General features: G+C 47.6%; 11 protein-coding genes. 3 read left to right on the top strand and 8 right to left on the bottom strand.

Annotation, left to right across the window (positions count from 1 at the left end):
- Positions 1-46: 46 nt before the first annotated feature.
- Positions 47-820, top strand: a complete 774-nt coding sequence (locus PV783_RS14700; protein WP_420988550.1) for a C40 family peptidase — start codon at positions 47-49, stop codon at positions 818-820.
- 243 nt (positions 821-1,063) lie between these two features.
- On the opposite strand, the gene PV783_RS14705 is transcribed toward PV783_RS14700, so the two are convergent.
- The 4 genes from PV783_RS14705 to purE all read right to left on the bottom strand — a co-directional run bounded on the left by PV783_RS14705 (position 1,064) and on the right by purE (position 4,089).
- Positions 1,064-1,603, bottom strand: coding sequence for an inorganic diphosphatase (locus PV783_RS14705; RefSeq protein WP_200817196.1), 540 nt, complete (start codon positions 1,601-1,603; stop codon positions 1,064-1,066).
- 231 nt (positions 1,604-1,834) lie between these two features.
- Positions 1,835-2,317: a DUF4878 domain-containing protein gene (locus PV783_RS14710; RefSeq protein WP_079468145.1), complete on the bottom strand. Its 483-nt coding sequence runs from the start codon at positions 2,315-2,317 to the stop codon at positions 1,835-1,837.
- A 260-nt stretch (positions 2,318-2,577) separates the two neighbouring features.
- A complete protein-coding gene (locus tag PV783_RS14715; RefSeq protein WP_079468144.1) occupies positions 2,578-3,534 on the bottom strand; it encodes a PhoH family protein in 957 nt (318 codons plus the stop codon).
- 99 nt (positions 3,535-3,633) lie between these two features.
- Positions 3,634-4,089, bottom strand: a complete 456-nt coding sequence (gene purE / locus PV783_RS14720; protein ID WP_079468143.1) for a 5-(carboxyamino)imidazole ribonucleotide mutase — start codon at positions 4,087-4,089, stop codon at positions 3,634-3,636.
- A 258-nt stretch (positions 4,090-4,347) separates the two neighbouring features.
- Here purE and PV783_RS14725 point away from each other — a divergent pair, with 258 nt between their 5' ends.
- Positions 4,348-6,999: a PAS domain-containing protein gene (locus tag PV783_RS14725; RefSeq protein WP_420988551.1), complete on the top strand. Its 2,652-nt coding sequence runs from the start codon at positions 4,348-4,350 to the stop codon at positions 6,997-6,999.
- A 9-nt stretch (positions 7,000-7,008) separates the two neighbouring features.
- Positions 7,009-7,398 carry a response regulator gene (locus PV783_RS14730; protein ID WP_079468141.1) on the top strand — a complete coding sequence of 130 codons (390 nt, stop codon included), beginning with the start codon at positions 7,009-7,011 and terminating at the stop codon, positions 7,396-7,398.
- Here the strand turns inward: PV783_RS14730 and rpe are convergent.
- Genes rpe through PV783_RS14750 form a run of 4 tightly spaced genes read right to left on the bottom strand, consistent with a single transcriptional unit; the run spans position 7,379 to position 11,357 of the window.
- Positions 7,379-8,044 carry a ribulose-phosphate 3-epimerase gene (gene rpe / locus PV783_RS14735; protein ID WP_079468140.1) on the bottom strand — a complete coding sequence of 222 codons (666 nt, stop codon included), beginning with the start codon at positions 8,042-8,044 and terminating at the stop codon, positions 7,379-7,381. The two genes, PV783_RS14730 and rpe, sit on opposite strands and share 20 nt — an antisense overlap.
- Positions 8,045-8,078: 34 nt before the next feature.
- Positions 8,079-9,089 (bottom strand): tetratricopeptide repeat protein, encoded by a 1,011-nt coding sequence (locus PV783_RS14740; protein WP_420988552.1) that lies wholly within the window; start codon positions 9,087-9,089, stop codon positions 8,079-8,081.
- Between the two features lie 24 nt (positions 9,090-9,113).
- Positions 9,114-10,409, bottom strand: coding sequence for a threonine synthase (thrC, locus tag PV783_RS14745; protein WP_420988553.1), 1,296 nt, complete (start codon positions 10,407-10,409; stop codon positions 9,114-9,116).
- Positions 10,410-10,430: 21 nt separating this feature from the next.
- The gene (locus PV783_RS14750; protein WP_079468137.1) at positions 10,431-11,357 is read right to left on the bottom strand and encodes a homoserine kinase; all 927 of its coding nucleotides are present in this window, start codon (positions 11,355-11,357) and stop codon (positions 10,431-10,433) included.
- Positions 11,358-11,412 lie beyond the last annotated feature (55 nt).

Raw genomic sequence — 11,412 nt, forward strand, 5'->3', positions numbered from 1 at the left:
TAGCGCATAAGATTATTGAATAGTAAAAGGGATTTATACAATTAATATGCCATACGCCATTGTCATTGTGCCAGTTGCGCCATTAAGGAGTACTGCCTCACATAAAAGCGAAATGATTTCCCAGCTCTTATGGGGAGCAGGGGTGGAGATCACCGAAACAGCTCCCGACGGCTGGGTAAAAGTAAAAAACCAATACGACGGATATACCGGCTGGGCCACAGCTGCCCACCTGGAAATGATAGATGAACCGCTGTACCTGGCGCCTGCGAAGTATTATTTTCCGGGCTGGGTAAACCGGGTTACCATGAACGGCCAGCCTATGCTGGTGCCATTTGGGTGCCTGGTGAAGAGCGACAGCGACATTTCCACGCAATGGGGAACTATTGCTGTAAAATTTGAGGATAAGCCCCTTCCGCTTACCCATCCCGCACCTGTAGATATTACTGCCTTAAAAAGCGCTGCAACGCAGTTTCTGAATACGGGGTACCTCTGGGGAGGTGCCAGTGTTTTTGGCGTGGACTGTTCCGGTTTTACGCAGAACGTGTTTAAGCTATCCGGTATTCCGCTTTTGCGGGATGCTTACCAGCAGGCTACCCAGGGGCATATTGTTGATTTTTTACAGGAAGCGCGCCTGGGGGATCTCGCCTTTTTCGACAATGAAGAGGGGCGGATTACGCATGTTGGTATTTTGCTGAACGATCATGAAATTATCCATTCTTCCGGAAAGGTACGGATAGATCCGATAGATAACGAAGGGATTATAAATGCGGATACGGGTTTACGTACGCATCATCTGCGGATTATAAAGAGATACTTTTAGCGGAGGGATCGCTTTCGGCGATTACAAATTGTCTTGGAGCAGGATTAGACTGATTATACTGATTTCATAGATTTGATCACTTGTGATTTTAATAGATTAAGGGAGATAGAAGCGGATATCCGCTTCTATCTCCCTTAATTATTATATCGGAAAAAATCAAAAAAGTAAAAATCATCTTAATCAGCATAATCAGTCTAATCCTGCTCCAAGACAATTTGTAATCGCCGGATGCGATCCTCCGCATTAGCTCTGTTTGAAAATTTTACGGTAATCTTCAAAGCTTTGGAGAATAATCTGTTTTGCTTTCTCTTTATTCTGGAATTCTTCCACCACAACGGTTTTCTTTTCCAGTTTTTTATATTCTTCGAAGAAATGGCGCATTTCGTCGATGAAGTGAGGAGGCAGTTCGGTAATATCGTTGATGTAGTTTACGCTCATATCGTTGGCTGCTACCGCGATGATTTTATCATCAGCTTCGCCGCCGTCTATCATTTGCATTACGCCGATGATTTTGGCATCGATGATACACATGGGAACACATTCGATCTGGGAGATTACCAGGATATCCAGCGGATCATGGTCATCGCAGTAAGATTGTGGAATAAAGCCGTAGTTGGCAGGATAGTATACAGAAGAATATAAAACCCGGTCCAGTTTCAGCAAACCGCTTTCTTTATCCAGTTCATATTTAGCGCGGCATCCCTTTGGAATTTCTATAATTGCATTTACAACATTAGGCACTTCAGAGCCGGGACTCACACTGTGCCAGGGATTTGTCATCATAATAATCTACTTTACTTTAAGGTTTATTGTTCAATATTGGATTAATGTTGAAAAGTGAATAAAGTACTCACCTCACTTTTCATGGAGATATGGTCAGGTTTCCGGTAAGTAAAAACAGGAATAAGCCACACATCTGATCATTAATGCGTGGCAAAATTAAGGGAACTAGCCGTTAATAGCTAAAAATTATCCTTTCCTTTTGTGTAAAATACAAAAGAGGGCGGTAATTATTTAGTTTCCGGGCGCCGACAGGCTATTAACAGGTGCGCTGTCTGCCGGCAAAGCAGTAGAGTCGAAGGCAGCATTACCACCGGTTTGCGGTGTGTAATTGGGAATGATGCTGTCGAACGTCAGGGAAATTTTCCACTGGCCGTTTTCTTTCACCATCTGCAGGACTTCTTTCTGATGGGCGGAGGAATTCAGTATTGTAACAGCCGCTTTATCGCCGTTTTCTTCGATATTGACTACCTCGATGCGGGCGTTTTTAATTTTTTCCCTTTCTGCGCCACTGCGGCGGCCGTCAAAGATGGCATAGATCTGTAATACCTGTTGGGATTCTTTTGTGGCATAATCCCTGGCCTGGTCGTAGTTCGAATCCTGAATCGCATGCATAAACGCCAGCGCTACCTCTTCGGGGGAAGCCCTTTTCTTACAACTGCCTAACAGCAACGTTGTAATCAATGCCAGTGTCATGATTCGAAAAAAATTGGTCATGCGGTCGATAAATTATAATATATCACAACAAAAATAGGGGTAAACTTCAATACTGCAAAGTCATCAGCTATAGCTCAGCACAATCACAGGCTTCCGGACTGAAGGTCTCCCTCGGATAAAAACAGGTGAACTTACGGCAATCGCCGTTAACAAAGAGTTAAATATTGAGATAATTGTTATTTTGATAGCTGATTATCTGCCTGGTGGCTGTGCCGTCCAAACAAATAACCAGCTATCGGATAATAGGATATCCGCATGCCTTATTTTTCTTTATTGGCTTCATAAGCCTTGATGATGGCTTTTACAAGCCGGTGTCTTACCACATCTTCTTCATCAAGTTCCACATGCCCGATACCATCGATGTTGCGAAGGATACGGGTAGCCCTTTCCAGACCGGATTGCTGATTTTTGGGTAAATCTATCTGTGTAAGGTCACCGGTGATGATGGCCTGGGCAGATGCGCCGATACGGGTTAGAAACATCTTGATCTGCAGGTCGGTGGCATTCTGCGCTTCATCCAGGATAATAAAGGAGTTATCCAGGGTACGTCCACGCATATACGCCAATGGTGCAATTTCAATGACGCGGTTGGTCATGTAGTAACTCAGCTTTTCTGCAGGGATCATATCATCCAGCGCATCATACAATGGCCGCAGATATGGATCGATCTTTTCTTTGAGATCTCCCGGCAGGAAACCGAGGCTTTCGCCTGCTTCCACCGCAGGGCGGGTTAGAATGATCTTTTTAACTGCTTTGTTTTTGAGCGCACGAACCGCCAAAGCCACGGCGGTATAGGTTTTACCGGTACCGGCAGGACCTATTGCGAAAATGATGTCGTTCTTTTCGGCCAGCGCTACCATCTTTTTCTGATTGGATGTACGGGCCCTTACGGTTCTGCCGTTGGGTCCAAACACCAATACTTCGTTGGGATTACGCTCGCTGAAATTGTCGATCCTGGTGCCTTCCTCATCTCCCAGAATCTGTTCAAAATAGTTCTCTGTCAGGTTACCGTTCCGTTCCAGGTATTTAACGATCTGACCGATTTTTTCCTCCGCTGTAGCCACTTCTTCCGGTGCCCCACTCAATTTTAACTGGGTGCCCCTGGACAGGATCTTAAGCAATGGGAATTTCTTTTTCAGCAGATCAAGCTTTCCGTTGTTAACGCCGAAAAACTCAATGGGATTAATACTGTCTAAATTGATAATGGATTCAGTCAATGATTCTAAGGTTTAATTGTCCAGGAAATGATCGGTATTTTTCAATCCGAATATATTTAAATCTTGTATAACCTGGAGGATGCCATTGTTAAGCTATCACTAAATCCTGTACCCGTTCTGTTTAAAAGCTTCTACTTTAGCGGCGATATCTTTATTACCTAAAGCCAGGATACGTGCGGCCAGTATAGCTGCGTTACGTGCACCTGCCTTTCCAACTGCCAATGTACCTACCGGTAAACCTGCAGGCATCTGTACAATTGAATACAAAGCGTCAATACCACCCGGTAAACCACCATCTAAAGGAACTCCCAGAACAGGCAGCGAAGTGTAAGCTGATACAACTCCCGGTAAGGCTGCTGCCATGCCCGCCGCGGCAATAATTACGCCAAAACCCTTTTCCTGAGCGGTTATACACAACTCCCTTACTTTATCAGGATTGCGGTGAGCAGAAGCCACTATCATCTCATTTTCAATTCCAAAATACTGCAAATGCTTCTGAGATTCTTCCATTACAGGCTTGTCACTCTCGGAACCCATGATAATCAAAACTTTCATCTGATAATATTTAAAAAATAATAATGTAATAAGTTACCTCAAAGATATTGATCGTTTAACAATTTCGGAAAACTCAAAATCCACAACAAGTGGATAAATGATTGAACCAATCCACTCTTCCCCCTGTTAATTGTGCGTTTGTAGGGAATTGACCTTTCCGCAACATTTTATTACTTTTACCTGCCTAATAGTGTTTTTTATTATATAATGCCTACTTTAGGCGTTTCCTGACACAACGATCTTAGATTCTGCTATCATATGAATGTAGTTATGCTGGAACAGCATTACAGCCACTTACAGCATCTTGAAACCGCTATTAATGCCTTTGCACTCTCTGTTACCATAGATGCAACGGGTGCGGTGACTGCGGTTAATACGCAGGTGATAGCGGCATTGCAGCCATCGGACGGCCCCTTCACCAGCCGCCCTTTTACCGCGCTCTTCCGGCCTGCTCACCCGGAACACTGGCAGGATCTCTGGAAAACCCTGACGGAAGGCAAACCGGTACAGGAACAACTGTGTTTTCTTATCAACGCGGCAGATACCCAACTGTGGCTGGAAGCAGGCATTACCCCGTTTTTCAGTGAAACCGGCGCCTTTACACACTGCATGCTGATCGGCATCGATATCACCGAACGTAAACTCACTGAAATCAAACGTGCCCGTAATGAAGCATACTACGGCCAGGTGCTGGAAAACCTGCCCCTCGGATTGCAGCAGTTTTCACCGGATGGCGATAACATGGACATGAACAGCCGCCAACGGCAGATCTGGGGAAAACACCACGCCTTCTTTACCCAACCGGATTATAAATGGCTGAAAGATCCTTTCTACCGGCTTAATGGCCTCGCCGGTATGTTTGAAGAAGCCCGGAAAACCGGGAAGACTATCAAAAAGGAAATCCTCCTCAGCTACCGCGAGAAACACCACGAAAACATTACCCGGCTTTATCCGGTATACTTTGAAGCCACCATATTCCCGCTCACCGACCAGCAACGGAATATGGACAATATCTTCCTGATACTGGATGATATCACAGAAAAAAAATTATCGGAACTCAGTCTCCAGAAAAGCGAACGGCTCCTCGACAACATCATCGAGAACCTGCCTATCGGCTATATCCAGTTTGATAATTTTGGCTTTATCCGCCGGATCAATCAAACACAACGCTTCTTCTTTAATTCGCCGCATCCCGTCAGCCGTCAGCCTTTCAACGTAATGAACGATGAACTGGCTACCATGTTTGAGCTGGACAAATTATTTGTGCAGGCCCTGGAACAGAATAAATTGCTCCGCGTGGAAAAGCGGATCGATTTTTCGCAGGACAAGCGATGGACGACCGTAGACAGGGAAGTATACCTTGACCTGACCGTGTTTCCGGTGATTGAGCCGGTTGACAAGGAGATGATTGTGGTAGCGCTGGTGAATGATATCACCGACAAGAAACTACAGGAGCTGGAGATCAAGAAGAACCAGGAGTTCCTGCAGCAAACCGGTACCATTGGCAAAATAGGCGGCTGGGAGCTGGATGTAGACAGTGGCCAGGTGCGGTGGACGGACCAGTCGTACCACATCCACGACTGCCCGGTAGACACCCGCATTGACCTCGAAAAAGCGTTGGGGTATTATACGCCGGAGGCCCGGGAAAACCTTGAGGGCCTGATGCGGCAATGTATAGAAACGGGAAAGCCCTTCGATGCACAGCTCACCATCATTTCTTCCAAACAACAGGTAAAAAGGGTAAGGTCCATCGGGCAGCCAGGGTATGTAAACGGCCGGATGGTACGCATGTACGGGGTAGTGCAGGACATTACCGAACAACTGGAAATCAGGGACGCACTTACCCGGAACACGGAGCTGATGCGTCTTTTCTTTGACACTATTGATATGGGATATGCCGCGATGGAGAAATCAGGGAACCTCAATTTCCTGAACCGGAAGGCAGAGAAAATGATCGGCCATCCAGTGGCGATGGGCAACAATATCTTCGAGGAGTTTCCGCGCCTGAGCGGCACCGTGTTTTATGCGCGGCTGCAGGAATGTATCCAGCAGCAGGCGTCACAGTCGTTCGGCATCTACTTCCCCGGGGTGGACAAATGGTACGATTTCCTCCTTACCCCTATGCAGGATGGCGGGATCTCCGTGTTTATGCGTGATATCACCGACAGCCGGAAATTGCAGAAAGAGCTGCGGAAGGCGAACGAGCAACTGTCTAACCTGAACAAGAACCTGCTGAACCAGAACAAGCAGCTGGAAGATTTTGCCCACATCACCTCCCATAACCTCCGGGCGCCTATTGCCAACCTGAAGGCGCTGATGCAAATGCACAATGAGGCTGCCGCCCAGCAGGAAAGGGATCTTTACCTGGGCATGGTACATGAGGTAATCAAGAAGATTGATGAAACGCTGAACGACCTCGTGGAAGTGGTGCAGATCCGGAAAGATGTGAATGTGGAGAAAGAAAAACTGTTGTTTGCCGAAAGATTACAGAAGGTAAGGGACGTTTTGCTGGTAGATATTGAAACCAGCAATATCCAGATCACCTATGATTTTGATGATGAGCCGGTGATTGAATACCCGCGGGTATACCTCGACAGCATCCTGCAGAATTTTATTACCAACGCGATCCGGTACCGTTCTTCGGAACGCACGCCTGCATTGCATTTGCGGAGCTGGAAAGAAAACGATAACATCATCCTGAGCGTGGAGGACAATGGAGTGGGAATAGATATGGAGCGGTTTGGCAACAAACTTTTTGGCTTCCGTAAAACCTTCCATAAAAATAAAGATGCGAAGGGAATTGGCTTATTTATCACTAAAACCCAGGTGGAAGCAATGGGTGGTAATATAAGAGCAGAAAGTCATCCCGGAGAGGGAACCAAATTTATTATTACTTTTAGATCAGAATAAACCCCCTTTATGAGTTTAATCAATACGATTTTTATTGTAGATGATGACCCGATTCACCAGCAGATTGCCAAAATCATGATCGAACGTCAGGCTATCAGTAGTAATATCCGTGTATTTTCCGACGCACAGGATGTACTGGATCTTCTCCGGGAAAATGCGGGAGAAGCGCAGGCCTTACCGGATCTTATACTGCTGGATCTTAATATGCCTATAATGGATGGCTGGGAGTTCCTGGAAGAATATGCTGTTTTTCAGGCGCAGTTGCCGAAGCAAATCAGGATTTTTGTACTGACTTCCTCCATTGATGAAAAGGACAGGGAACGTGTGAATGCCTACAATTTTGTAACAGGATATCTCACCAAGCCATTATCAAAGGAAATTATTGCGCACTTGTCTTGAGTGCGTGAATGGTTTTTTCAGGATCGGCAGAGGAGAAGATGGCACTGCCTGCCACTAATACATTTGCGCCTGCCTGGATGAGTTGTCCGGCGTTATCGGTGCCTATGCCGCCATCTACTTCAATGAGCGCATGTGCATGATTATCTGTGATCAGTTGTCTCAGTTGTCTTATTTTCTGATAGGTTTGTTCGATAAATGTTTGTCCGCCGAAGCCGGGGTTCACGCTCATGATCAGCACTACATCAATATCCCGGATCACATTTTCGAGCATGCCCACGGGGGTGTGAGGGTTCAGCGCCACACCGGCTTTCATACCCAGACCTTTGATCTGCTGGATATTCCGGTGCAGGTGGATACAGGCTTCGAAGTGTACGGTGAGTATATCGGCGCCGGCCTTTTTGAAGTCGGCTGCGTATTTTTCCGGTTCTTCAATCATCAGGTGTACATCACAGGGTTTCTGCGCTTTCTTCCTGATTTGTGCAATCACGGGTAAGCCGTAGCTGATATTTGGTACAAACCTTCCGTCCATCACATCAAGATGGAACCAGTCGGCTTCGCTGCGGTTTACCATATCCACTTCTTTTCCCAGCTCCAGGAAATTTGCTGCCAGTAAAGATGGCGCCACTAAAACAGGATGTTTTTCCAAGTGCTCTATTTTTGAATGATGTAAATTTAAGTAATTACGGGTTCAATCTTCTCAGGGCTTCCTTTGCTTCACTGAAATCTTTCTTAAAGGAAGTAGCTTTTGTATAGTCTTCTATCGCCTGGGTTTTGTTGCCCAGTTGTTCGTGTGCAGTTGCCCGGTAGTAATACGCCCATGCATCTGTCGGAGCCGATTTGGCCGCCAGGTTGTAATAGGTGTAAGCTGTTTTCCAGTCTTTTTTATTGCTGTAAATTTTCCCCAGCGCCAGGTAGGCAGGTTCAAAGCCGGGATCAGCCACGATGCATTTCCGGTAGGCATTGAGAGCAGCGGACAGATCGCCCAGTTCTTCCTGGAACTGTGCTGCTTCAAACAAAGGATAAGCGTTGGTGGTATCCAGTTGCCATGCCTGCTGGTAATAGTTGAGGGCGGCGGTGGCTTTGCGGCTGCGGAGCAGGTCGCCCAGTTCCATCACGGCTTCAAATTCAGGTTGTTTACCGGCGGCATGAATAGCGGAGGTAAGGTGACGGATAGCCGTGGTGGTATCCTGTTTATCTTCCGCCATGCGGGCTTTCAGGTAGAATGCCTTATCGCGGGCATCTGTCGTTTGTGCGAGCACGTTAGCGATGCTGTCTGCTTCGGCGTATTGTTTATTTTCTATCAGCGCAGTGGCAAGGCGGTATTCCAGGTACGTATAGCCGGGAGCGGTAGCCAGGGCCTGCTGAAAATTTGCGGCCGCTTTTTTATAATCATTCACGATCAGGGCGGCTTCACCGGCGCCGGCCCAGTAGTCGGTGTTTGCCGGCATCAGGGAGGCGGCCTTTTCAAAATCGGTCTGCGCCAGTGCCGGGTTGGTATTAAACAGCAGCAGTGCGCGATGGTAATACAGATCGGGACTGTTGGGAAACTGTGAAATAGAATCCGTTACCGGCCGGATGATATCGCTGTACAACACGGAGTCCGGGCGGCTGGCAGTATTCTGCTGCCGGGTGCCGGCATTGTTACATGCCTGCGCACCCATCAATAACAGGAGGATAGGTAAATACTTCATACTGGCGCCAAAACTACAGAATCATTATTGCATTAACCAGTTTTTGAAAGCAGGATAGTCGGCAGTCAGCAGGGTAGCCTGTTTTTCCTTACCATATAAAGACATCACCTTTGCGGGAGTATATATTTCTTCCCGGATAGATTTAGGGGCGGTGTCTTCAAATTTCACGGGGTGGGCTGTTTCCAGGAAAACGCCTGTCAGCTCCGGTGAATGTTCCAGGTAACGTTGCAGTCCCATGAAGCCCACGGCGCCATGAGGGTCCAGCATATAATGGTTTTCTTTCCATACCTGTTCCATTGTGCGGGCGGTATCTTTATCATTAAAGCTGTAAGCCGTAAGTTTTTCTGCGAGGGAGGGGCGGCTGTTGCCAAACAGTTCCAGGATCCGTACAAAGTTACTGGGGTCTGCCACATCCATTGCGTTAGACATGGTAGGCGATGCTTTGCCTGGTTCATATTTACCACTTTCCATAAAGCGGGGAACCGTATCATTGATATTGGTGGCAGCTACAAAGTGTGATACCGGTAATCCCATAGCGGCGGCCATCATGCCTGCGCAGATGTTGCCGAAGTTGCCGCTTGGTACGGAGAACACGAGTTTGGGATGTGCCGCTTTCATTTGTTTGTATGCCAGGAAATAGTAGAACATCTGGGGCAGCCAGCGGGCTACGTTGATGGAGTTGGCGCTGGTAAGCGGGCGGCGTGCCTGCAGTTCCTGGTCGAGGAAAGCGGTTTTCACCAGTTGCTGGCAGTCGTCGAAAGTGCCTTCTATTTCCAGTGCATGAATATTATTGCCCAGTGTGGTGAGTTGTTTTTCCTGCAGCACACTTACTTTATTGGAAGGGTAGAGGATCACAACTTCCACGCCGGGAACATTATAAAACCCATTGGCCACGGCGCCGCCGGTATCGCCGGAAGTGGCTACCAGTACGGTTACTGGGGTGGTGCTGTTGCGGCGGAAGTAGCCGAGGCAGCCGGCCATAAAGCGCGCGCCCACATCTTTAAATGCGAGGGTAGGGCCGTGAAACAGTTCCAGGGCGTAAGTATGACCGGTTACTTTCTGTACCGGGAAAGGAAAATGTAAGGTATCGGTTACTATCTTTTTTAATGCTTCTTCGGGTATTTCATCGCCTACAAACGGGCGGATTACTTGAAGTCCGATCTCGTGGTCCGTATAATTATGCAGGTTATTGATGAAGTCTTTATCCAGCGTTGGTATCTGTTCCGGAAAATAGAGTCCTCTGTCTGGTGCTAATCCCTGTACTACTGCTGTTTCGAAATTTACCTGGTGCTGCTTGTTCTGTAAGCTGAAATACTGCATGAATAAAACGTTGTTAATTAGTTAGTCAATCACTTTTACACCGGCGGTGTTAATCTGGGAAACGTAGATTTTATAATCCACGCCAAGTGGTGCGTAAACGCTATCCATCGTAGCCGCTACTTTGCGGGCATTTTCTTCTCCTTTGCTGAGCATAAAAACAGAGGGGCCGGAACCGGAGATACCGCCGCCGAGGGCGCCGGCTTCTTTACATTTCAGTTTCAGTTCGTGGAAAGCCGGGATGAGGATGGAGCGGATGGGTTCCACGATCACATCTTCCAGTGAGCGGCTGATCAGTTCATAATCGTCCTGGTAAAGCCCGGCTACCAGTGCGCCTACATTGCCCCATTGCCGGATGGCGTCTGTCATGAGTACTTTTTGTTTCAGTATTTCGCGGGCGTCAGACGTTTTTACTTCTATCTGCGGATGTATCACGGTAACCCACAGGTGTTCCGGGGTATGAAGCGTGGTAATATCCAGTGGGCGGTAGCTTCTCACCAGTGTGAAGCCGCCGAGGATGGCGGGGGCTACGTTATCCGCGTGGGCGGAGCCGCAGGCCAGCCGTTCACCTTCCATGGCGAACCTCACCAGTTGTTTTTTGGTGAAGGGTTCTCCCAGTAAATGATTGACGCCTACCACCGCGCCGGCGCTGCTGGCGGCGCTGGAGCCGATGCCGCTGCCGGGGTGGATCTTTTTAAAGATCTCTATTTCGATACCGATATCCGGCTGGTCGTATTTCTGTAATAACGCCTGAACGGCTACGCCGGCTACATTGCGCGATGTTTCCAGGGGCAGGTCCGCACCGTGGATGGCAGTAATGCGGATGCCTGGTTCGCTGCTCCTGCGAAGGATCATTTCATCTCCCGGCGCGTCCAGCGCCAGTCCTATTACGTCAAAGCCACAAGCTACATTGGCCACTGTTCCCGGCGCAAATACTTTTATACTGTCCATATCACCTTTAAGTTAGTTTAATTTAATAATTGATTGTCAGGATTGCAACTCAATT

It is taken from the genome of Chitinophaga sp. CC14 (assembly GCF_048957795.1).
Classification (GTDB): Bacteria; Bacteroidota; Bacteroidia; order Chitinophagales; family Chitinophagaceae; genus Chitinophaga; species Chitinophaga ginsengisegetis.

Bases quoted from the DNA above. Each gene is read 5' to 3' on its own strand.
- thrC (WP_420988553.1), bottom strand. From the start codon at position 10,409: ATGCAGTATTTCAGCTTACAGAACAAGCAGCACCAGGTAAATTTCGAA.
- PV783_RS14710 (WP_079468145.1), bottom strand. From the start codon at position 2,317: ATGACCAATTTTTTTCGAATCATGACACTGGCATTGATTACAACGTTG.
- PV783_RS14730 (WP_079468141.1), top strand. From the start codon at position 7,009: ATGAGTTTAATCAATACGATTTTTATTGTAGATGATGACCCGATTCAC.
- PV783_RS14750 (WP_079468137.1), bottom strand. From the start codon at position 11,357: ATGGACAGTATAAAAGTATTTGCGCCGGGAACAGTGGCCAATGTAGCT.
- PV783_RS14700 (WP_420988550.1), top strand. From the start codon at position 47: ATGCCATACGCCATTGTCATTGTGCCAGTTGCGCCATTAAGGAGTACT.
- purE (WP_079468143.1), bottom strand. From the start codon at position 4,089: ATGAAAGTTTTGATTATCATGGGTTCCGAGAGTGACAAGCCTGTAATG.
- PV783_RS14725 (WP_420988551.1), top strand. From the start codon at position 4,348: ATGAATGTAGTTATGCTGGAACAGCATTACAGCCACTTACAGCATCTT.
- PV783_RS14740 (WP_420988552.1), bottom strand. From the start codon at position 9,089: ATGAAGTATTTACCTATCCTCCTGTTATTGATGGGTGCGCAGGCATGT.
- PV783_RS14705 (WP_200817196.1), bottom strand. From the start codon at position 1,603: ATGATGACAAATCCCTGGCACAGTGTGAGTCCCGGCTCTGAAGTGCCT.